General features: G+C 61.6%; 16 protein-coding genes. 11 read left to right on the top strand and 5 right to left on the bottom strand.

Features of this window, described 5'->3' with window-relative positions:
- Positions 1 to 3: 3 nt before the first annotated feature.
- Positions 4 to 6,444, bottom strand: coding sequence for an apolipoprotein A-IV repeat region-like domain-containing protein (locus tag DDE77_RS05805; RefSeq protein WP_108396492.1), 6,441 nt, complete (start codon positions 6,442 to 6,444; stop codon positions 4 to 6).
- Between the two features lie 509 nt (positions 6,445 to 6,953).
- Between DDE77_RS05805 and DDE77_RS05800 the strand changes: the two genes are divergently transcribed.
- From DDE77_RS05800 to DDE77_RS05750, 11 genes are all read left to right on the top strand, one after another.
- On the top strand, positions 6,954 to 8,555 hold the full coding sequence (locus tag DDE77_RS05800; RefSeq protein ID WP_108396491.1) for a peptide chain release factor 3: 1,602 nt from the start codon (positions 6,954 to 6,956) through the stop codon (positions 8,553 to 8,555).
- Positions 8,552 to 9,718: a class I SAM-dependent methyltransferase gene (locus DDE77_RS05795; protein ID WP_108396490.1), complete on the top strand. Its 1,167-nt coding sequence runs from the start codon at positions 8,552 to 8,554 to the stop codon at positions 9,716 to 9,718. Before DDE77_RS05800 ends, DDE77_RS05795 begins: the two co-directional genes overlap by 4 nt.
- Before the next feature lie 208 nt (positions 9,719 to 9,926).
- Positions 9,927 to 10,247 carry a 2Fe-2S iron-sulfur cluster-binding protein gene (locus DDE77_RS05790; protein ID WP_108396489.1) on the top strand — a complete coding sequence of 107 codons (321 nt, stop codon included), beginning with the start codon at positions 9,927 to 9,929 and terminating at the stop codon, positions 10,245 to 10,247.
- 338 nt (positions 10,248 to 10,585) lie between these two features.
- Positions 10,586 to 11,986, top strand: coding sequence for a siroheme synthase CysG (cysG, locus tag DDE77_RS05785; protein ID WP_108396488.1), 1,401 nt, complete (start codon positions 10,586 to 10,588; stop codon positions 11,984 to 11,986).
- Positions 11,983 to 12,315, top strand: coding sequence for a DUF2849 domain-containing protein (locus tag DDE77_RS05780; RefSeq protein ID WP_108396487.1), 333 nt, complete (start codon positions 11,983 to 11,985; stop codon positions 12,313 to 12,315). The genes cysG and DDE77_RS05780 overlap by 4 nt, the downstream gene beginning before the upstream one ends.
- A complete protein-coding gene (locus tag DDE77_RS05775) occupies positions 12,302 to 13,960 on the top strand; it encodes a nitrite/sulfite reductase (protein ID WP_108396486.1) in 1,659 nt (552 codons plus the stop codon). The genes DDE77_RS05780 and DDE77_RS05775 overlap by 14 nt, the downstream gene beginning before the upstream one ends.
- The gene (locus tag DDE77_RS05770) at positions 13,947 to 15,224 is read left to right on the top strand and encodes a phosphoadenylyl-sulfate reductase (protein ID WP_108396485.1); all 1,278 of its coding nucleotides are present in this window, start codon (positions 13,947 to 13,949) and stop codon (positions 15,222 to 15,224) included. The genes DDE77_RS05775 and DDE77_RS05770 overlap by 14 nt, the downstream gene beginning before the upstream one ends.
- Before the next feature lie 130 nt (positions 15,225 to 15,354).
- Positions 15,355 to 16,380, top strand: coding sequence for an NAD(P)/FAD-dependent oxidoreductase (locus DDE77_RS05765; protein ID WP_108396484.1), 1,026 nt, complete (start codon positions 15,355 to 15,357; stop codon positions 16,378 to 16,380).
- A 71-nt stretch (positions 16,381 to 16,451) separates the two neighbouring features.
- On the top strand, positions 16,452 to 16,772 hold the full coding sequence (locus DDE77_RS05760) for a 2Fe-2S iron-sulfur cluster-binding protein (protein WP_108396483.1): 321 nt from the start codon (positions 16,452 to 16,454) through the stop codon (positions 16,770 to 16,772).
- Positions 16,773 to 16,934: 162 nt separating this feature from the next.
- Positions 16,935 to 17,357: a winged helix-turn-helix transcriptional regulator gene (locus DDE77_RS05755; protein WP_108396618.1), complete on the top strand. Its 423-nt coding sequence runs from the start codon at positions 16,935 to 16,937 to the stop codon at positions 17,355 to 17,357.
- A gap of 108 nt (positions 17,358 to 17,465) precedes the next feature.
- Positions 17,466 to 18,227, top strand: a complete 762-nt coding sequence (locus tag DDE77_RS05750) for an EAL domain-containing protein (protein ID WP_108396482.1) — start codon at positions 17,466 to 17,468, stop codon at positions 18,225 to 18,227.
- A 5-nt stretch (positions 18,228 to 18,232) separates the two neighbouring features.
- On the opposite strand, the gene DDE77_RS05745 is transcribed toward DDE77_RS05750, so the two are convergent.
- From DDE77_RS05745 to DDE77_RS05730, 4 genes are all read right to left on the bottom strand, one after another.
- On the bottom strand, positions 18,233 to 19,246 hold the full coding sequence (locus DDE77_RS05745) for a YcjF family protein (protein ID WP_108396481.1): 1,014 nt from the start codon (positions 19,244 to 19,246) through the stop codon (positions 18,233 to 18,235).
- Entirely contained in the window at positions 19,243 to 20,691 is a 1,449-nt protein-coding gene (locus tag DDE77_RS05740; RefSeq protein ID WP_108396480.1) for a YcjX family GTP-binding protein, read from the bottom strand. The genes DDE77_RS05745 and DDE77_RS05740 overlap by 4 nt, the downstream gene beginning before the upstream one ends.
- 110 nt (positions 20,692 to 20,801) lie before the next feature.
- Positions 20,802 to 21,728, bottom strand: a complete 927-nt coding sequence (locus DDE77_RS05735) for a homoserine O-succinyltransferase (protein WP_108396479.1) — start codon at positions 21,726 to 21,728, stop codon at positions 20,802 to 20,804.
- A 68-nt stretch (positions 21,729 to 21,796) separates the two neighbouring features.
- Positions 21,797 to 22,663 carry an ATPase gene (locus DDE77_RS05730; protein ID WP_108396478.1) on the bottom strand — a complete coding sequence of 289 codons (867 nt, stop codon included), beginning with the start codon at positions 22,661 to 22,663 and terminating at the stop codon, positions 21,797 to 21,799.
- Positions 22,664 to 22,818 lie beyond the last annotated feature (155 nt).

The following is a 22,818-nucleotide window of genomic DNA, read 5'->3' as shown; positions in this document are numbered from 1 at the left end:
GCCTTAGCTCAACCGCCCGCTGGCATGCGCAAGGGTCGTATAAACCTTGCCGCGATCGCTCAGCAGATACTCACGCGTTTCCTGCGCCGGACGCGGCCCAGCAGCGGCACGCTTCAGCAATTGCTCGAACTCACCCATATAGGCCTGGGCCGTGCGGGCAAATTCCGGATCACGCTGGAGGCGCTTGCGGACATCGTCATAGGTGCCTTGACCCGAGAGGGTGTAGATGCGGCGGGAGAACACATTGGACTCGCCCGACTGGTACCGTGCCCAGGCATCGGCGAGAGCCGCATCGTCGATGGAGCGGGCGATCTCTTCGGTCAGCCCCGAGAGGCCTGCCTGCGCCGGCTGAGCGCTTTGCTGCTTGGCCGTGGCATTGCGCAGCACATCGCGCAGCCAGCCACCGGCCTCGGTCAGCTGGGGCGCTGCCTCGGCGGCAGGCTGTGGCTCCGGTGCCGGCTGTGGCTCGGGCTGGCGTTGCGCTTCAGGCTGACGCACGGGCTCTGGACGGACCGGCTCGGCCGGGCGGCGTAGTTCTGCCTGGCGCACTGGCTGCATCGGACCTTGGAACACCGGCTGGCGCGCCGGCTGTGCAGGTGCGGGGCGTTCGCTCGGACGGATCGGGTCTACCAGTGTCTGGCGCGCGGGTTCCGCCGGGCGCGGCTGATAGCTGGGTTCTGCCGCACGCGGGGCAGGGCGGGACACCCGACGGTCGCTGATATCAAGCGTTGCGGGCTGGCTGCGAACGATGGCGTTGAGCTCGCTCAGCGCTTCGATCTGTTCGGCCACCACACGGCGCATGGCTGCGGCGCTGGCGCGGGTTTCCTCGGGCAGTTCGTTGACGCCGCGGGCCAGTTCGGCGCGCGTGGCTTCAAGCTCAGTGCCCACTTCCTTGGCCGTCTCGCGCATGGCGCGGGCGGTTTCGTTGAAGCGCTGCGTGGCTTCCTCGATGGCGCGCTGCATTTCGGCGACCATCTGCTGCTGGGCTTGCTGGAGAGCAGCATTGGCCCGGCGGCCTTCGGCGCCTGCCGTGTCGCGGAACTCGCTGAGGCGCGAGGATACATCGCCCGTTGCTTCGTCCATGACCTGACGGAGGCGATCGCCCGTGCCGTCGATGGCCTGGTGGAAATGCCCCGAGGTTTCGTCCAGCCGCTGGCGGAACGTGCCGGTGGTTTCGTCGAGAGCCTCGCGCACGGCGCCAGTGGTCTGGTCCATGACCTCGCGCAGATTGTTGGTGGTCTCGTCCATCGCCTGGCGAACGCTGCCCGTGCTCTGGTCGATCGCATTGCGCAACTGTCCGGTATTGGATGCGATGGCATTGCGCACCGAAACCGAGGAGTCGTTGAGCGTATCGGCCAGCGTGCTTGTCGTTGTGTTGAGCACATCGGTCACGCTGGTGGCCGTTGAGGTCAGCACTTCGCTCACGCGGTTGGCATTGTCCTCCAGTGCCTCGTTGACCTGGTGAACCTGATCCGACAGCGCCATGCGCACCGAGGATGCCGTCTGATTGAGCGCCTGGGCCGCCGCTTCTGCTGCCCGCTGCACCACATTGTCCACCTGGGCAACATTGCTGTTGATGGTGGAGGTGAAGCGCTCATTGGTTGAATAAAGCGCATTGCTGACGTTGTCGGTCGTCGTGCGCAGCGTCTCGTTGATCTCGCCCGTGGCGGTGGACAATTCTTCGCGGATGGTCGCGGTGGTCTGCGCCAGGGTTTCGGCAACAGTGCCGGTTGTTGCGCTGAGCGCTTCGTCCATGGCCCGGCGCGCGCCGATCAGGCGGCGTTCGGTCTCGTTCACCGTATCGGCGATCGACTGCGCGAACATGCGCATGCGGCCATCGATATCGTCAGCGCGGTTGGCAAAGCTTTGCGCCAGGGCATCCATGGCGCCACGGCGCTCTTCAAGCACTTCCATCGCGTTGTCGCCGCTGGTCGTGAGGGCGCGTGAAGCCTGGTTCATGGTCTCCGCTTCGGCGTCAAGGCGGCCCAGCACGCTCGAGAATTCATCCACCATGCCGCGGATCGTGGCCTGCAGCGCCGAAACGTGCTGGCTGACCATGGTGCCGGCCTGTTCGGTCTGCCCGATCGCATCGCGGATGGTGTTGGAATAGTTCGACGTCTGCTGCGCCACCGAGGTTTCGAGATTGGCCAGGTTTGCTGTCGACGCATCCAGCACGCGCTGCAGCAAGAGATTGCTGTCGTTGAGCTTGCCAAGGGCTGCCGTAACGTCGGTGAGGATACGCGAGGTGGAAACCGCCATGATGGCTTCGGCCTCCCGCGCATTGTCGCCCAGGGCGTCGCGCAAGATATTGCCGTGGCTGGCCAATGCGCCCTGCAACTGGTCGGAACGCTCGCTTACCAGGGCCGCAAAGGCATTGGTGTGCTCTTCCACCGAGCGGTTCATGTCGGTGAGGCGCGTTTCGATATTGTTCACCGCACCCACCGCGCGGACGGTCAGCAGATCGTCGATGTTGCCGGCGGCCGAGCGGATCTGCTCCAGCGCCGTGCGCACGGCATTGTCCATGCGATCGGCCGTGGTGGTGATGTCCGTGGCGATGTTTTGCGTCGCGGCCGTGATGCGGGTGGCGATAGTTTCCTCGATCCGATCAGCGCCGGCTTCAAGGTCCGCCATGGACTGGGTGATGGACGTATTGATCGAGGCGTTCAGCGCAGCCAGGCGTTCGGCCGTAATGTCGGCGCGGGCGGTGATGGCCTCGGGCAGGGTGCCCAGGCGGCTGTCCACCATGTCGGTGATGGCCTTGCGCGCGGAGTCCACACCGCTTTCAATAAGATCGGCAGCCTGCCGGGCGCTCTCGCTGACCGAGGCGCTAGCCGTTTCGATGCGGCTGGTCATACCGTTCTCGGCATCGTTGATACGGGCAATGGCGCTGTCGAGGCCGGTTCCGAGATTGGTGTTGAGCTCCAGGACCCGGCCGGTGATGAGGTCGGTCATGGAGTTGACGCGCTGGTCCATGTCGTCGCCTGCGGCGCGCATGGATTCTTCGATCTTGCGGCGCGCTTCATCGCCCTGCGTCGTAAGTGTATCGGCCAGTTCGCTCGTGCGCAGGCCGATGGTTTCGCCAATGGACGTCGTGTGCGTGGCGAGCGTATCGCCCAGCGCCTGGGTGCGCATGTTGAGCGCTTCGGACAATTGCTGAGTCCGCGTACCAACGGTCTGCGCCAGATCCTGCGTGCCATTGTCCAGCGCCGAACGAAGCTCGGCAGCGCGGCTATCCAGTTCGCTGGTCAGGGCGCTGGTGCTCTCGGCAATCTCGGCCGAAAGCTGGCCGGTCCGTTCCGCAATGCGGTTGGACAGATTGGCGGTGCGCGCTTCGATCTCGCCGGCAAGGCTCGTTGTGCGCGCATCGATCTGCTCGACCAGGGTGCCGGTGCGGGCGTCGAGGCTTTCCACCAGCGTTCCGGTGCGCATATCAAGGCTATCGGCCAGCGCAACAGTGCGCTGATCGAGATTGTCGATGAAGTCCCCAGTGCGGCGATCAAGGCCCTGCGTCAGCTGCCCGGCGCGTTCGTCGATATTGGTGAGCAGCGAGCCCACGCGATCATCCAGCGCGGCAGCAAGCGTACCCGTGCGGCTGTCGAGCCCCTGCGTGAGCTGGCTGGCGCGCTCATCGATATTGCTCAGGAGGGCGCCCGTGCGGTCATCAAGGGCTGCGGCGAGTGTACCCGTGCGGCTGTCGAGGCCTTCAAACAGATGCGCGCCCTGCGACTCGATCTCGCCCCGGAAAAGTTGCGTTCCCTGCGAAAGCCGGTCGGCCAGCTCGCCCGTGCGCTCGGCAATCTGCGTTGCCAGGGCCTGGGTGCGCTCATCCAAGTCGCTTGCAAGCGTGCCGGTGCGGCTGTCCAATTCCAGCGACAGGGCAGTGGTCCGCTCCGAAAGCGTATCGGCCAGCCGCTGGGTGCGTCCAGCAATCGCCTGGTCAAAGGCGCTGGTGCTGGTGGAAAGTGTTTCGCCCAGTTCCTGCGAACGCACGCGAATGGCTTCGCTGAGCTCGCGGCTGCGGCCCGACAGAGTTTCGTCCAGCGCCTGCGTATGGGTTTCGATCGACGCGGTCAGCTCGCCCGTGCGGCTTGCCAGGATATTGTCGATGGCCTGTGTGCGGCCATCCAGCGCTTCGGCGATAATGCCGGCATGGCCTTCCAGCGAGTCGGCGATCTCGCGGGTGCGGCTGACCAGCGTCTCGGTGATGGCATGGGTGCGCGCGCCCAGCACTTCGCCCATTTCGCGCGTACGTTCGGCCACAACATCGTTGAAGCGGCCCGATTCTTCGTTGAGGGCCATTTCGAGCACATTGGCGCGGGCGGCAAAGCTCGTGCCCTGCTGCTCGAGGCGCGCAATGAGCGACTCGCCCTTGTCGCCAATCACGCCGTCCAGCGTATTGAGGCGGCTGTCGAGAATGGAGGCAATTTCGGTGAGGCGCGCGTCGAACTGGCTCAGCGAATCCTGCCCGGCCGAAGCCAGTGTGATGCGGGCGCGTTCGGACGTGTCATCCAGCGCGCCGTTGATTTCGATCACTGCGGACTGCAGGCGGCTATCCATGGCGTTGAGCTGGATGGATACGGATTCATCGAGTTGGCGGCCCAGGGTGGAGAGCAGGGCCTCTGCCTCGCGGGAGCGGGCGGCGATATCGTCGCTGATGCGCTGCCCGATCAAATCCAGCCCTGTTGTCACTTCATCGCCGCGGGTGCGCAAATCATCGAGCAGCGAAGCGCCGCCGGTGCTGAGAAGGCCCGAAATTGCAGCGGTGCGCTGGTCCAGTTCAGCGGCAAGGCGATCGGTGCTTTCATGCAGCGTGTCGGCAATTTGCCCACTCGTGCTGCCCAGCAGCCCGGCAAGGGCCGAGGTGCGCTCGTCCAGCGCCGTGGTTAGGCGGCCCGTCGTCTGGTCCAGCGTGTCGGCAATCCGTCCCGTGCTGCTGCCAAGCAGTCCCGCCAGCGCGGCGGTGCGTTCATCCAGTGTCGAGGCCAACTGGCCGGCAGTATCGTCCAGAGCGCCCGCAATGCGGCCGCTCGTGCCGTCCAGCATGGTTTCGAGCCGTGCTGTGCGCTCGTCCAGCGTGGAAGCAAGCCGGCCGGTTGTTTCGTCCAATGCGCCGGCGATACGCCCGCTCGTGCCATCCAGCATGGTTTCGAGCCGCGTAGTGCGCTCGTCCAGCGCCGAGGCAACGCGCCCCGTAGTCACATCAAGGGCGTCAACGATCTTGCCGCTGGTGTTTTCAAGCAGGCCAGCGAGGTTGGCAGTGCGCTCCTCGAAATTGCCCGTGATGGTCCCGGTTCGCTCATCGATCAGGCGCGCGCGCTCATCCATGGCGCTAGCGATGGACGCGGCATGGTTGTCCAGCGCGTCGGTCAGTGCCGCAATGCGCGATTCTACGCCCTGATTGAGCATGCCGGCGCGGCTATCGAGTGCCTCGGTCAGCGATGCCGTCTTGTCGTCAAAGCTCAGCGACAGACGTGCCGCGCTATCACCCAGCGCCGAGATGAAATTGGTGGTGCGGTTTTCCACCAGGGACACAAAGCCTTCTGTCTGCTCGCCAAAGGAATTGGTCAGCGTATTGCCGGCCGTTTCCAGCGCGCGGGTGAGATTCCCGCCGCTTTCAACGATAGTGCCGGAAATGCGCTGGCTGATCATGTCGAGGTCGAAGACGAGTCCGGTGTGGCTCTCGGTGATCGCTTCGCGCACCCGCTCGGTGTTCGTGAGAACGCTTTCGCGCTGGCTGGCAAGTTCGGCAATCAGCGCACGCATGCGCGATTCGTTGTCCGAATAGGTGCGCTCGAGCGCGGTGACCTCGTTGTGGATCATGACTTCGAGTTCGCCCGCGCGGGAGAGGGCGCGTTCCAGCCCATCGCCAAGGGCATTGACCTCGCGGCGCACGGCCTGGCCCACGGAAGCAACCTTGTCGGCAGCTGTCACCTCGGGCTCCGCCAGCCGGATCGCGGCCTGGGTAATGGAAGAGGCGGCATTGCGCAGATCCTGCGCGCGACGGAAAAGGGTCGCTACGGCGAAAAAGCCCGCGACCGGCAGAAGCAGGATGGCCAGGAGGACGACGAAGTCGATTGTGCCGACGAACTGCCCGAAATTGTTGAACTCCGCGCCATAGCGCAGAAAGGCGCCCACACCGGCAACGACCAGCCAAAGAACCGAAAGCCCTGTCGCAATCCAGATCGGGGTCGCCGAAGAGGTGTTGTGGAGGCCATAAAGAACCTTGGACGGCGCGAACCTGTCGTCATTGGCAACTGTGCCGGCCTGCTGGGCGATTTTGTCGGCTGCGCGCAGGCGCTCCGCGCGGGCCGGGTCCGACTTTTTCTCCGCCGGCTTGGCGGCAGGGGGGCTGTCGAGATTGAACACCGAGTCCTTGAGGGCATCTTCCACCGCCGAAAACGCCAGCGCTGCAGGATCATTATTGGGGGTCGGGTTCTTCGCCATACTCTTTACAACTCTCGCGTCGGCTTAACAGCAACAAGGCGGATAGTAGGAGTGGTCATGCCAGCCCATCCGTTGCCGGTTGGACTGCCAAATACGAACAATTCGAGGCAAACACCACGGATTGTTCCCTTTCACCCACGCCGCCGCGCGCTGGTTCAAAGCCCATTAATACATTCAATTTGAGTCAAACCGAACCCTTTCTTACCCATAGGTTAATTTTCTGGGGAAGAAGCGGACCTCATCGAGAATGGAGAGGCGTGGCGAAGATGTGGCCGGGGATCATAGCGGCACGCCCTCGTGGTTCGACAAGCTCACCATGAGGGCTGTTGGAAAATTCAGGCGTAGTGGTGGCCTCATGGTAAGCCTATCGAACCATGGGGCGTGTCCTTGGGCTTCACCCTGGGGGCGTGCCACAGTGCGGTGAGTCGTTTGACCCTCCACCCATCATTCACTATATACCCCTCCAAACGCCGCGCCTCCACGCGCCCCAACACTTTTCAGCAGATCCGATGTCCTTATCCACTGCCGCCGTGGCTGCGCCCCGGCCCAATGCCGAACCGTTCCGCACGCGCCGGACCTTTGCGATCATCTCGCACCCGGACGCGGGCAAGACGACGCTTACAGAGCGCCTGTTGGCGGCTGCCGGCGCGATCCAGTCGGCCGGTGCCGTGCGCGGCAAGTCGGGCGTGCGCTCGACCCGTTCGGACTGGATGGAAATGGAGCAGCAGCGTGGCATTTCCATCACCTCCTCGGTCATGACCTTCGATTATGACGGGCTGACGCTGAACCTGCTTGATACACCCGGCCACTCGGATTTCTCGGAAGACACCTACCGGACACTGACGGCGGTTGACGCCGCCATCATGGTGATCGACGCCGCCAAGGGCATCGAGGCGCAAACCCTCAAGCTTTTTGAAGTCTGCCGCCTGCGCGACATTCCCATCATTACCTTTATCAACAAGATCGACCGCGAGGGTCTGTCTCCGCTCGACCTCATCGACGAGATCCAGGGCAAGCTCGCGCTCGACCTTACACCCGTTCTCTGGCCGATCGGGCAGGGTGTCGACTTCCACGGCTATCTCGACCTGCTCGAAAAGCGCGTGCTGTCGCCCCAGGGCAAGCCGATTGCCGAGTTCGAGCAGATCGAGGATTTGCTGGATAACGACGCCCTGGTGGATGATCCGGTCTTCATGACCGCGCTTGAAACGCTGGAAATGGCTACAGCCATGCTCCCGCCCTTTGATCTTGACACCTTCCACGCCGGCCACCTTAGCCCGGTCCTGTTTGGCTCTGCGCTCAAGGGCATTGGCGTGGCCGAACTCCTGCGCACACTGGGCGAATGGGGTCCCGAGCCGCGCCCGCAGCCGGCCATCCCCGCGCCCATCGAACCCGCCGACAAGAAGGTCACCGGGTTCGTGTTCAAGGTGCAGGCCAACATGGACGCCAACCACCGCGACCGCATCGCCTTCGTGCGCCTGTGCTCGGGCACCTTCACCCGCGGCATGCGTTTGAAAAACGTACGTTCCGGCAAGGACATGGCTGTGTCCAATCCCATGTTCTTTTTCGGCAATGACCGCGAACTGGCCGATTCTGCCGTAGCCGGCGACATCGTCGGCATCCCTAATCACGGCACTCTATCCGTTGGCGATACGCTCACCGAAGGCGCGGCCATCAACGTCACCGGCATTCCCAATTTCGCGCCGGAAATCATCCGCCGCGTGCGCCTCACGGACCATATGAAGACCAAGCAGATGGCCAAGGCGCTGTCCGACCTTTCCGAGGAGGGCGTCACGCAGGTGTTCCGCCGCGTTATTGGCGCTGACTGGATCGTAGGCGTCGTGGGCCAGCTGCAGCTGGAAGTTTTGAGTTCGCGCGTTGCCAAGGAATATGGCGTTCCGATCACCTTCGAAAGCCTCAACTACGAGGTTGCCCGCTGGATCGAGAGCGACGAGCCCGAAGAACTCAAGCGGTTTATTGCCGTCCAAAAGGCCAATATCGCCGAAGACCGCACCGGCGCGCCTGTGTTCCTGGCGCAGAACGCCTGGTGGGCTGACCGCGCCAAGCAGGATTTCCCCAAGATCCGCTTCCTCACCACCAAGGAACGGCATTGAGCGCCCCCGGCCGCATCGAAGAGCTCCTGAGTGCCGTCAAGACGTCGTTTGCGGACGGCTCCTTGGTACGCCTGAAGCTCGGCGGCTACCATGGCAGCGAGCCCGATCTTAAATCGGTGGAGATCAAGAAGATCGCGCTCAAGGCCGGCGATCGCTTCTCCTTCACCTATCGCTACAAGACGCGCGACATCATCAAGAACTTCATCCAGCCCGAAGCGCTGGCCCTGCTGCGCGCTGGCCTTCGCGACGAGTTCCGCAGCGCCCAGCTAGCCACGACCCAATTCGATATGAGCTTTGAGCGGAACGGCGACAAGATCCGCCTCAAGCGCACCGAAGTATCTGGCCGCCAGGCGCCATCCACCGAGCACAACCGCGCCAAGAACCGTCTACTGGCGGAAACAAATAAGCCATACCTCCACGCCCTCGGCATTACGGGCAAGGACGGTCAGGTGCGCAACGATGCGCAGGACAAGTTCCGCCAGATCAACAAGATGGTGGAAATCTTTGCGCCTCTGATTCAAGCGATCAAGGCCGACAAGCCCCGTATCGTCGATATGGGGGCGGGCAAGGGCTACCTCGATTTCGCGCTCTATGACTATCTAGGCGGAAAGGCCGAAATCATCGGCGTCGAGATGCGGCCCAAGCTTGTCGAAGATGGCAATGCCACTGCAGCCGCCTCAGGCTTTGAGGGGCTGAGCTTTCAGCCCGGCACCATCCTCGACTACGACGCCACCGGCGCCGACGCTGTGATCGCCCTTCATGCCTGCGACACCGCAACGGACGACGCCATCTTCAAGGGCATTTCAGCCGGCGCTTGGCTCATCGCCGTCGCGCCCTGCTGCCACAAGCAGATCCGCCGCGAAATGGAAGCGGGCCAGCCCGAAGGCAAGCTTGATGTCCTCCTGCGCCACGGCATCTTCCTCGAGCGCCAGGCCGAAATGGTCACCGACGCCCTCCGTGCGCTGCTGCTGGAACTCAACGGCTACCGCACCAAGGTCTTTGAGTTTGTGTCCGACGCCCATACGCCCAAGAACAACCTGATCGTCGCGGAAAAAGATGGAAGGGCAGGGCGCGACCGCGAGGCAGTGCTCCGGCAGATCGCTGAGACCAAGGCCATGTTCGGCATCAAACAGCACTACCTTGAAGGGCTGCTGGGCATCTAACCGTTCCAAACACTCGATGTCACCCCGGGCTCGACCCGGGGCCCATCTCGAGATCGTGCCACGGCCGCAAGGTGGCCATGACGACCTGCTACCGAAGGAACCACGATCTCAGGATGGATCCCGGCGCAAGGCCGGGATGACGCCGCATGTGTTGCCGCATCGGGTGCCATCCCCTATATCCGGTTGAACCCCATACCCTCAGGACCCCATGACCAAGATCACATTCGTTCAAACCAGCGGCGAACGCATCGAGACCGAGGCGCAGAACGGCGCGACGGTCATGGAAACGGCGATCATGAATGGCGTGCCCGGCATTGTCGCCGAATGTGGCGGCGCTTGCACCTGCGCCACATGCCATGTCTATGTGGATGACGCCTGGACCGAAACTGTCGGCGGCCCCTCCATGATGGAGGAGGACATGCTCGACTTCGCCTTTGACGTGAAGGCCACGAGCCGCCTCAGCTGCCAGATCAAGGTCAAGGACAATCTCGACGGCCTGGTCGTCCACGTCCCGACCCGCCAGGGCTGAGCGGCGCTCTATCCACGGTTTCGCAGTCCCCTCCAGACGTCACCCTCGGGCTCGACCCGAGGGCTCGTCACTTCGCCAAACGCAGATAAGTGCAATGTCCTCGGGTCGAGCCCAAGGATGACGATCGGCATTCAAACTCGAATGAGAGCCATAGCCGCTTGAGCAAAATTTGCTCCGCACCCGTGCCGCTAAGATTCATTTAGCGGCAGCGGCGCTACAAGCCCCTCGCTTGTTCCAAGCCGGTCGCGCCAAGGGAAATATCCAAGCGATTGATTTTCAACGCCTTGTTGCAACCAGCGGCTTGGCCTATTTTTCCCGTCATTGTTTTCAGGATCAAAATGGGCGCTCTCAACACATTTCCGTTGAGCTACAAAGTCGAGGGCAAACGCATCGTCATCATCGGCGGTGGAGATGAAGCCCTCAACAAGGCCCGGCTGGTTACTAAGACTACTGCTGAGGTAGTGATTATCTCCCGCCAGATCGAAGCCGATTTTACAGGCTTCGACGTTCAGGCTCTGGAGCGTGCTTTCGAGCCATCGGATCTCGACGGGGCCGCCCTCGTTTTCGTGGCTGAAGAAAGCGCAGATGCCGATCTGGCCAAACACGAAGCGCGCAGCCGCAATATCCCGCTCAACGTCGTCGACGTGCCCCCCGAGTGCGATTTCTATACGCCCTCCATTGTCGAGCGCGCTCCGCTGACCATCGCCATCTCCAGCGAAGGCAAGGCGCCGGTGCTGGCGCGTCTCGTGCGTGCGCGCATCGAGGCCATGTTGCCGCCCGGCTTTGGCAAAATCGCGAGTCTCGCCGGTGGCTTGCGCGAACGTGTTGAAAATTTGATTCACGATGGCGCTGGCCGCCGTCGCTTCTACGAAGCGCTGGTGACCTCCCCCAGGATCGAAACCGCTGCCAGCCAGAGCGCTGCGGCCGGGCTGCACGAAGCCGAAGCGCTCCTTGAGCAGCATGTGGCGCAAGGCGCGGGGCAGGGCGTCGTCTGGCTGATCGGGGCAGGGCCCGGATCGGAGGATCTTCTGACCCTTCGTGCCCAGCGCCTGCTGCAGGAAGCCGATGTGATCGTGCATGATCAGCTGGTTCCCGCCGTCGTGGTGGACATGGGCCGGCGCGATGCCGAGCGGATCGATGTTGGCAAGGCCAAGGGCCATCACAGCTTTTCCCAAGCCCAGATCAACACCCTGATCGTGCGGCTTGCCAGCGAAGGCAAGCGCGTCGCACGCCTCAAATCGGGCGATCCCATGGTGTTCGGCCGCGCCGGCGAGGAGTTGGATGCTCTGCGCAAGGCTGGCATCGACTATCGCATCGTGCCTGGCGTCAGCGCCGCCCTTGCTGCCGCTGCCGATACGGCCACCCCCGTTACCCTGCGCAATGTGTCCAGCGGCTTTGTCATGGCAACGGCCCATGGTGCCAACGACCAGGATCTCGACCATTGGGCAGCGCTGGCAAAGGCCGGTCTGACCTTGGCCCTCTACATGGGCAAGTCCGTGGCGGCAGAAGTGGCTAAGCGGCTTGTGGACCATGGCGCCGACCCACTGACCCCCATCGGCATCGTCGTCAATGCCGGCCGTGCGAACGTTTCCACCCATGTGGGCACTCTGCGCTCATTGAGCGAGCGCGCCGTCCAGTTTGCCGACGGTCCCGCAATCATTTTCGTAGGCCCAGCGATCGCCTCCGGCGATTGGGCCGATGGCGCCCGGTTGGCTGCGCAAGGCTTCAAGGTAGCATGACATCCATAGAAATTCTGACAGGAAACGAGCTGACGTCCGGCGCGACGGTTTATCTCGATCATGGCGGCAGCTGGGTCGAGGACCTGCAATCTGCCCGGCTCTTTGCCAAGGAAGAGGTTGCCGCGCGTGACGCAGCAATCGACGCCACCAAGGCCACTGGGCGTATCGTTGGCGTCGAGATCGAGGAAGTAGCGCTTTTCGAAGGGCAGATCACGCCCAAGCGCCTGCGCGAACGCATTCGGGCCAAGGGTCCGACGGCGCCATTGACACTGAACGGCGAGATCTACGACCGCCAGCATTTGGGTGAGGACGGTCATGTATCGATATGACGAATTCGACGAAGCGTTTGTTGCCGGGCGCACTGCGCAGTTTACGGACCAGATCAATCGCCGCCTTTCAGGCGAGTTGAGCGAGGACCAGTTTCGCCCCCTGCGGCTGATGAACGGCCTTTATCTGCAGCTCCATGCCTATATGCTGCGTATCGCCGTGCCCTATGGCACCCTGTCCTCGCGGCAGATGCGCAAGCTGGCCCATATCGCGCGCACCTATGATCGTGGCTATGGCCACTTTACCACCCGGCAGAACATCCAGTTCAACTGGCCCAAGCTCAAGGATGTGCCCGCCATTTTGCGCGAGCTTGGCTCGGTGGAAATGCACTCGATCCAGACTTCGGGTAATTGCATTCGCAATACGACCACGGACCAGTTTGCCGGCGCCGCCGCCGACGAGATCATCGATCCGCGCCCTGTCGCCGAGATCATCCGGCAGTGGTCTAGCCTTCACCCCGAGTTCAGCTATCTGCCGCGCAAGTTCAAGATCGCGATGACGGGCTCTCCCAATGATCGTGCTGCCATCCGCTTCCACGATATTGGACTGCAGGCTGCCACCAATGCTGCAGGCGATATCGGCTGGGAAGTCTGGGTTGGCGGCGGTCTTGGCCGTACGCCCATGATCGGCAAGCTGATCAACAGCTTCGTGCCGAACGAGCACCTGTTGGCCTACCTCGAGTCGATCATGCGCGTGTACAATCGCTATGGCCGGCGGGACAACAAGTTCAAGGCGCGCATTAAGATCCTGGTGCACGAGGAAGGCCTTGAAACGATCAAGGGTCAGGTGGAGGCCGAGTTTGCCGAAGTGCGTGGTGGCGTACTGACTCTCCCGCAAGAGGAAGTCGACCGTATTACCGCCTATTTCGCGCCGCCCCAGTTCACGCCGCAGCCCGCCACCAAGATCGATGTGGCTTACCAGTCCATCATCGATCCGGCCTATGGCCGCTGGCTCGACAACAACATCAACTCGCACCGCGAGCCTGGCTATGCCTCGGTCACCATCTCGCTCAAGCCCATCGGCGGCGCCCCTGGCGACGCCACGGCGCAGCAGATGGATGATGTCGCCGATATCGCCGAGCGCTACGCCTTTGACGAATTGCGCGTGACCCACGAGCAGAACCTCGTGCTGCCCCATGTTGCGGTGGCCGATCTCCGCGCCGTTTATGACGCCCTGTTGGCCACTGGCTTGGCTGAGGGCAATACAGGGCTCATCACCGACATGATCTGCTGCCCGGGCCTTGATTTCTGCGCCCTGGCCAATGCTCGCTCGATCCCGATCGCGCAGGAAATCAGCCGCACTTTTGCCGAACCCAAGCGGCAGGCCGAGATCGGCGATCTCAAGATCAAGATTTCGGGCTGCATCAATGCCTGCGGCCACCACCATGTCGGCCATATCGGCATTCTGGGCGTCGAGAAGAAGGGCGGCGAGCTCTACCAGATCACCCTGGGTGGCGACGCTACGCAGCAGGCTGCCGTCGGCAAGATCATCGGTCCCGGATTCGAAGCCGAGAAATTGCCCAAGGCCATCGAAACCCTCGTCGACACCTATATCGCCAAGCGCGAAAGCGCCGACGAGACGTTCATCCAAGCCTATCGGCGTCTTGGGGAAGCGCCGTTCAAGGAGGCCCTTTATGGCACTGCCTAAACTCGCACCGGCCCAGCCCGCGCATGACAAGCTGCGCGCGCTTGGCATCATAGCGCTCAATGGCATGTTCGACGAAATGGACGCCCTTGGCGTGCTGCGCTATGCCGCGAGCGACGTCCTGCCGGGCGACCTCGCAATTGTCTCCTCCTTCGGCGCCGACTCGGCCGTGCTGCTGCACCTTGTGGCGCAGGTGGATCCGAGCCTTCCCGTTTATTTCCTTGAGACCGGCAAGCACTTCACCGAAACGCTCGACTATGTCGAGGCGCTCAAGAAGCATCTGGGCCTGATCAATGTTCAGGCGATCTATCCCAACCAGGCTGACGTGGAGCGCTTCGATCCGGCCGGAACGCTCTGGGAAACCGATCCCGACTCTTGCTGCCACATCCGCAAGACCGAGCCGCTCGAGCCCATCACCGAGCAGTTCGGCGGCTGGGTTACTGGCCGCAAGCGCTTCCAGACGGTTGAGCGTGGCGTGCTGCCCCATTTCGAATTGACCAGCGATGATCGCATCAAGGTCAATCCGCTCGCCTATTTCTCCGACGCCGACGTTAATCGCTATAAGATCGAGCATGGCTTGCCCGAGCACCCGCTGTTCGCTAAGGGCTACAAATCGATCGGCTGCGCGCCTTGCACCTCAGTGGTTGCCGAGGGCGAAGACCCGCGCGCTGGTCGCTGGCGCGGCCTCAACAAAAAAGAGTGCGGCATCCATTTCGACTTCAACGGAGCGATCGCCTCGCCCATGACTGCCCCTGCCACCCGACACACACTATGGAAGAACGGTGGCTTTATCGCTGATCCATTCCATGCCTGGGCCGAGGGCGACGAGCCGACCGGCGCAAGCTACAAGCATGTGCCGCTCCCCGTGTTCCTCGCCAACCGCGAAGCCATCTTGGCCAACCCGCATCCGCTTGGTCTTCTGGTTGCGCCGGGCGACCGGATCGAGGACGTGGAAGCCGACCTTCACCGCTTTGCTTCGGTCGCCATCCAGTTCCCGGGCTTCACTGACGGACGTGGCTATTCAACCGCCCGTTTGCTGTCTCAACGTTATCAGTACGCTAACGAGATCAGGGCCATTGGTGACGTTTTGCAGGACCAGATTCCGCTGATGCGCCGCTGCGGAATCAATGCTTTCGTGGTGACTCATGAGCCTACCCGCCAGGCCCTGATCGAGAACCGCCTGCCCGAAGTGAACATCTTCTACCAGCCCGTCGGCACAGCCGAAATTCCCGTCGGCACGCGCCCCTTCCTTCGCCGTGTGTCCTGAATAGCGGGATCGCGCATCAATAACAACAAGAATGCCAGAGACTTAAGGCATTCTGGTCCGCTGCGACGCTGCTCCTGTATAATGGAGCAGCGGCCGGCGAACCCCGGACAAAACGGATTTTGAGATCGACATGAGCACTGAAATCACCACCGACGTTGTCGTGATCGGCGCAGGCCCCTGCGGGCTCTTTGCAGCCTTCGAACTCGGTCTGCTCGATATCAAATGCCACTTCATCGATATCCTCGATCGGCCCGGCGGCCAATGCGCCGAGCTTTATCCCGAGAAGCCGATCTATGATATTCCTGGTTTTCCAGTGGTTACAGGCCAGCAGCTGACCGATAACCTCATGGCGCAGATTGCGCCGTTCTCGCCTGAGTTCCACTTCAGCCGCATGGTCAATTCCATTGAAAAGCAGCCGGACGGCTCATTCAAGCTGACCACCGATGCCGACGAAATCTTCTACACCAAAGTCGTGGTGATCGCTGCCGGCGGTGGCTCATTCCAGCCCAAGCGCCCACCCGTGCCGGAAATCGAGCAATACGAGAACAAGTCGGTCTTCTATGCCGTGCGCAAGATGGACGACTTCCGCGGCCAGGACGTGGTGATCGTCGGGGGCGGGGACTCGGCCTTGGACTGGACGCTGAACCTGCAGCCCATCGTGCGTACGCTGACGCTGGTGCACCGTCGCGACGCCTTCAAGGCCGCGCCGGCTTCGGTCAACAAGATGAAGGAGCTGGTGGCCGAAGGTAAGGTCAACTTCCAGCTCGGCCAAGTGGCCAAGCTCGACGGTGAAGATGGCCAGATAAACCACGTTCACCTGACCACTGAAGCGGGCGATCTTTCTATTCCCGCAACGCGTCTCCTGCCGTTCTTCGGCCTTACCATGAAGCTGGGTCCTGTTGCTGATTGGGGCCTCGAGCTCAACGACAACACCATTGTGGTCGATACTGAAAAGTTCGAGACCTCCGTTCCCGGCATTTTTGCCATTGGGGACATCAACTACTATCCCGGCAAGCTGAAGCTGATCCTCTCGGGCTTCCACGAAGCCGCCTTGATGGCCCAAGCCGCCAAGGCGATCGTTTCCCCCGGCGAGCGCGTGGTCTTCCAGTACACTACCAGCTCCACCAAGCTGCAAAAGAAGCTCGGCGTGGCATGAACCTCTCCGGAACTCTTGAGCTTGCGGCTCCAGCCCATGAACGCTAAGTCCCCTGCGCTAAGGAGCGCCCCATGATCATCCACGTCACCGACCAGGCCGGCGAAAACCACGAGCTCGAAGGGCTTGAGGGCTGGCGCGTCATGGAAGTGATCCGCGATTGGGGACTTAACATCAAGGCCGAATGCGGCGGCGCCCTCAGCTGCGCCACCTGCCACGTCTATGTCGATCCCGCCTGGACCGACGCCGTTGGCAAGCCCAGCGAGGAAGAAGAGGACATGCTGGATAGTGTTGGCGACGTCCGCCCTACTTCGCGCTTGTCATGCCAGATCCTGATGAGCGATGCGCTGGACGGCCTAAAGCTCACCTTGGCCCCTAGTGCAGGCAAAGACTGAGCTTCTCAGCTAATTAAAACAAAAGCTTAGCCCTGTTGCTGTGGATAAAGGTGCATCTCGGAACAGCACTGTTTTTTGTTGCCGACACTGGTATTCATTCGTAACTGACGCTACATGAATAACCTTGCTGCCGAACGGCAGCGCGGCGACAAGGGCACCATAATGAAACCATCGGCTGAAACCGTTGAGCACGATTGCCGCCCCGTGGGTGAAATCCTGCACCAGATCGGCGGCAAGTGGACCGTGCTGGTCATCAACACGCTAAGCGATGGTCCAATGCGCTTCTCCGAGATCAAGCGCATGGTTGGCGGCATCAGCCAGAAGGTGCTGACCGCAACACTGCGCGAGCTCGAAATGGACGGCTTCGTCACCCGCACAGTCACCCCCTCCATCCCGCCACGCGTCGACTACGAGCTGACCGAACTCGGCCGCGACCTCCAGCGGCCGCTCCATGCACTGGGGCAATGGGCCATTGAAAATCGGAGCAAGGTCCTGGAAGCCAGGCGCCAGTACTTCTTTGAGAATCCCCGTGCTGCCCGCCCGCATCAGCTTGTAGGGGGCGTTCCGAGCATCGCTGCCGAATGACAATAGTTGTTGCCGTCGGTCACTCAACGGCCAAGCCTTTCAGCCTGCTTAACTAATTTGCGCGACTCTGTGCTCAATATTTGTCCCGCACGCAATGAGCAGAGCCCTATGGCCACCAGCTGTGAAGGTTGTCGCAACACCGACGCCAGTTCTTTTTCCATTCCCTTCACCATGGCCTTCCAGCCCATCCTCGACATGTCGGCGGGCCGGATCTGGGGCTATGAGGCACTGGTGCGCGGCGTGGCCGGGCAGGGCGCCTATGAGGTCCTGAGCCAGGTCACGGACAAGAACCGCTATGCCTTCGACCAGGCGTGCCGGGTGAAAGCCATCGAACTGGCCGCCGCTTCTATCGGCAACAATGACGCCAAGCTCAGCATCAACTTCATGCCCAACGCTGTCTACGAGCCCCGCGCCTGCATCCGTGCAACGCTGGAAACGGCCGCCCGCACCCATTTCGATCCAAGCCGGCTCATGTTCGAATTCACTGAAAACGAACGCATGTCCGATGTCGATCACGTCACCAACATCGTCAATGAATACCGCAGGATGGGCTTCACGACCGCGCTTGATGATTTCGGCGCCGGCTATGCAGGCTTGTCGTTGCTCTCCCGCTTTCAAACCGATCTGATCAAGCTCGACATGGAATTGTTGCGCGGCATCGAGTCCTCGCATGTCAAGCAGGCGATTGTACGAGGCCTGGCCGGCATTGCTGCCGAGTTGAACATCGTCTTGCTCGCTGAAGGTATTGAGACGGCCGAGGAGCTTGCTGTTCTGCGCGCCCTGGGTATCAAGCTCTTCCAGGGCTATTTCTTTGCCAAGCCGAAGCTCGAAAGCTTCGTTTCCATGGGAGAAATGGCGAGGGCCGCCTAAGGCCTTCAGCCCTGCTTGGCGGTATCACCAACGAGCTTTGTAAGCTCGGGGATGAAGTCGCGCACCAATGGCTGCGGCAAGGTCTGGAATGGCACTGGCCGAACAACCCGCATTGCCGCAATGCCGACGCGGACGGTCATCAAGCCATTCACCACGCCCTCGCCCAGCCGTGCAGACAGCTTGGCAGCAATTCCTTGCCCTACAAGCTGCTCAACAATGCCGTCGGTGAGCACCAGGCCGCCTGTGACGGCAAGATGGGCCAGTACAGCGCCTGTGAGTCGCCAAAAGCCGAAAAAGCCTGGGCGGGCTCCGTAGAGCGCTGCAATGGCTCCAGCGAGGCGAATGCTTTCGTAAACAACAAAGGCAATGTCTACCAAGGCACGTGGCGACACGGCAGTCACCAGGGCCACCCGTCGGGCCGACGCCGCCGTCAGCGCCTTTGCCCGGGCATCCAGCGGGCTCATGAGGTTGCGCTCGCCCAAGGCGATGATTTCCTGTCCGTCGAACAGATGCGGCAAATTTTCTTTGACCGACTGCCGGGCACGCGCGAGGTCAGCCCTAGCGCTATAGACGCCCAGGAGCCGAGCAAGCACAGCCCTGGCGCGGTGCCGGTCATTCTCCGCTGAAGCCAATGCCGCGTCACCCTGGAGCTCATCCAAAACTCGCAGGCGCCGCAGGGCAAAGGCTTCACGAGTGGCCAGCACCACAAGGGCGAGTATGAGTAGAGCGAGCACGGCAAGGCCCAGCCAACCCAGCCAGTGATGTGCTTCGAAAAGGTTGCGGATCAGGCGGTCTGCGGCGAGGCCCAGCCCCGCAGAGACCAAAATGCCTGCCGCAGTCCAAGCAAGCCGCCCAAGCCCGCCCATGCGTCGCGCTGGCGGAGCAGCAAGCGTTTCAGCAGTCTCGGCATCGAACACGGGCTCCGAAACAATTGCACTTTCCGGCGAGTAGGCACGCGGTGCGCGAGTGGCCGCCGCGCTTGCCTCAGGAGGGACAGGATGGGCGATTGGTTGCTTCACTTGAGCCAATCTCCGATCAGGTAATCAAGGGCACGGTCAAAGCGGATATGCGGCAGCACCAAATCCCCATTGAAATTGTGCTCCAAACCTCGTGGCGGCGCGAAGCGCAGGAAGTTCAGTGAAACTGGACTTCCGTTCTCAAACAATGAATCGGGCCGCTCAGGTAAATCCCCGGGAAACAAAGCGATTTCACTCTTGCCATCGTAAAGAGTGCTGCCAAGCATTTCCCCCTCAAGCGGTGTCCCAATTATGGTGGGCAGTTGTTCGCCATTCTCGTTGATCGTACCTTCGCGCGTAGCCCTGATGCCCGCAATTGCCATTGACTTGGTTTCGGCCCCGGCAAACCGGGCCCGTCTTGCGGCATTGGCCACCAGCCGATTGAGGATCGCCTCGAGCCGGTTGTGGCTCGTGTGATGAACATGGTCGGCCTTGGTTGCGGCAAACAGGATGCGGTCGATCTTGCGGGTAAACGGGCGCAACAGCAGATTGCTCTCGCCTTGCCTGAAGCAGGCTAGAACGGCACTCAGGGCAGTTTCGAGATCCGCAACGGCAGCAGGCCCCGCATTTAGCGCCCGCAACGTGTCCACCAGCACCACTTGCCGGTCGAGCCGGGCAAAGTGCTCGCGAAAGAAGGGGCGAACCACCCGGTCCTTGTAGGCTTCGTAGCGATGCTCCAGCATGCTGTAGAGCGTCGAGCCGCGTTGCGGTCCTCCGGCTGGTAGTGGCGCAAAAGTCAGGGCTGGCGAGCCTTCAAGGTCCCCCGGCAACAGAAAACGTCCAGGGGGCAGGCTCGACAGCGCGCCGTGCTCTTGGCTACGCCGGAGATATTCGGTGAAAGCGGCCGCAAGCTGTTCTGCATCGACATCGTTGGCTGCCTGGCCGGGATCAATGCTCGCAAGCAAATCAAGAAAGGGCTTGGCTTCCTTACCCGATCCTGGCTGGCGCGCCCGCTCCAGCGCCTCAATGCTCCATTCAGCAAAGCTCAATCCTAGAAGCGGCAGGTCCAGCAGCCACTCGCCGGGATAATCAACGATATCAAGATTGAGCGTCGAGGGGCCGGACAGCCGCGCCCGCCAACTGGCTGACTGGAATTTCAGAACTAACCTCAATTGCGAGATACGCCGCGTTCCTTCGGGCCATGCAGGCGTCGGCCCTGTCAGGGTTGCCAGATGCTGTTCATAGGCAAAGCGTGGAATAGTTGCGTCAGGATATTCGGCCAGCTGCGCGCCGATAAACCGCCCTTCTGCCATGGGCGTAAAGCCCGGAAGTCGACCGCCGGTGAGCAAATTGTGCACAAGGGCGGTGATGAAAATCGTCTTGCCCGCACGGCTCAGCCCCGTCACACCCAGGCGCAGGGTAGGGATGAAAGCGCCGGTCGCGCTGTCCGCCAGATTGGCCAGGGCAATGCCCAGTTCATCCACAATCGTCGTAGGCGGCTGGGGCACGCGTGGTTCTCTCGGTTCAAACGGAAGATAAGGCTTTGTCCTGCGCAATCAATGTTTGTGAAAGCCCGATCCTGAGTTTGACCAACGAGGCGCTCGGATTCGCCAGGCTTCTAACCCCCGACCTCATCGGCTCCGATCTTGCTCAGCTCGTATGGCGTTGTCTGGTAAATCTCGTTGATCCAGTTCTGGAACAGGAGATGGGCGTGGCTACGCCAGCGGTTTTCCGGTTCCGCCGACGGATCGCCGTTCGGAAAGAGATTAGCGGGCAGGGGCGTGTCCAGCCCCGCCTTGATGTCCCGCTCGTACTCGTCTGCCAGTGAACGATTGTCGTACTCAAGATGGTTCAGGAAGTGCACGGCACGATGCTTCTGGTCACCCAGCATGCAAACGCCGATTTCAGGGTTGTCGATCATGATCTCCAGATCGGCGCCCAGCGTGGTTCGATCGATGTCGTTGTAGCGCGACACCGGTATCATCGGGCTATCGGAAAACCCGCGCAAGAACGGCGATTTGGGCGCTGAGACCTTGTGGCGGAACACGCCAAACGCCTTGGTCGGCATACGATAGCGCTGGGCCCCATGGAAGTGGTGCAGCGCGGCCTGCGCGCCCCAGCAGATAAACATGGTGTGGTGCACATTGGTTTGTGTCCAGTCCATGATCTCCAGCATTTCGGGCCAATAGCGAACTTCCTCGAAGGGGATATTGGCGACCGGCGCGCCTGTGACGATGAAACCATCGAACTTCTTGTTCCGGATCTCTTCCCAGGTCTTGTAGAAGGTCTTGAGGTAGTCCTCGGGCGTATTCTTGGCGATGTGGTCGGTGACACGCACCAGCGTCAGTTCCACCTGCAGGGGCGTGGAGCCGATCAAGCGCGTAAACTGGGTTTCCGTCCGCTCCTTGTTGGGCATCAGGTTCAGCAGGCCAATCTCTAGGGGGCGAATGTCCTGCCGGGCAGCGCGTGCCGAGTCCATGACATAGACGCCCTCGTCCTCAAGGGTTTTGCGGGCGGGCAAATTATCGGGAATTCGAATAGGCATTGGTGCCTCTTAAAGGAGGTGGTGCGATAAGCGACGTGAAGCGATGCGCGTCTCCAGCTGGAGCCGCGCTATCGCATTCGCTTTTCGATTGCTGCAGCCACCAGATCCACGAACTCATCTCCATCGCGCACCATGGCGAGATCAGACGCTTCTACCACATAGCCGAAATTGTCGGCCAGCGCTTGGTAGCGCGGCAGCCTGTCGTGCAGCAGCGCCTCAAAACCCCAGGCGCCGAAACCGGCAGGGTCGACATCGCAATCATCCACGATGCCGTTGATCAGCTTGTACTCAGCCCATTTTTCCAGAAGGAAATGAGGGCGGTAGTACATGGGCTTTGGGCTTTGCGTGAAGCGCCGCACCAATTCGGCCGCGTCCTTGCCGGTGCCGCGGATATAGAGGAGCGCCGTGGAACCAGCCAGGGTTTTGACCACGAGATCTTCGGGATCGGTGGGATCAATGACCTCGATTAAAGAGCCGCCAGTATCGGCAATGAAATTGTCATAGCCATAGAGCGACTTGGCGCGCTCCACGAAGTAGGGGACGTCCTGCAGCGCTGCGATCTCGGCTACGCGATGCTGCTCCTGCCGCCGCTGATACTCGGCGAGAGGCAAGCCGCCCTTATCTGGATTTCCGGGGGTACCGAGATAGGTGGACAGGGGATCGAGATTGTCGAAGGTGATATTGGACGAGATGTAGATGGAGTCCGATCGCAGCAGATCGCGCAGAAACGGCACCTTCATGGCCTCGGCCTTGAAGTTGTCGACTATGAACTCGCCCATATAGCGCGTGCCAATCCGGTAGTCGGCGGAATAGTGAAACCAATTGCTGGCGCGCAGCATGTTGGACAGGCGCGTCTTGCCCACACCCGCCATGCCGAACACAGTCACCGCGCGGCGCGGGGATCGAACGAACTCATCGACGCTATTGAACAGCATAAAAGGCCCCGTCTTGCGGGGGTTCAATACTGCAAGCCAACTCGCTTCACAAGCATGCGGCAAGAACTGCCGCCCGGTCGGACTCTTCTGCCGGTTGGAGCAGGCTCGCCGCAGGTGCCAGCGAGAAAAGCCAAACAAAAACAAAGCATCAGCTA

The sequence above is a fragment of the Devosia submarina genome (assembly GCF_003056345.1).
Classification (GTDB): Bacteria; Pseudomonadota; Alphaproteobacteria; order Rhizobiales; family Devosiaceae; genus Devosia; species Devosia submarina.
This window is presented reverse-complemented; position numbering and strand designations above follow the sequence as displayed.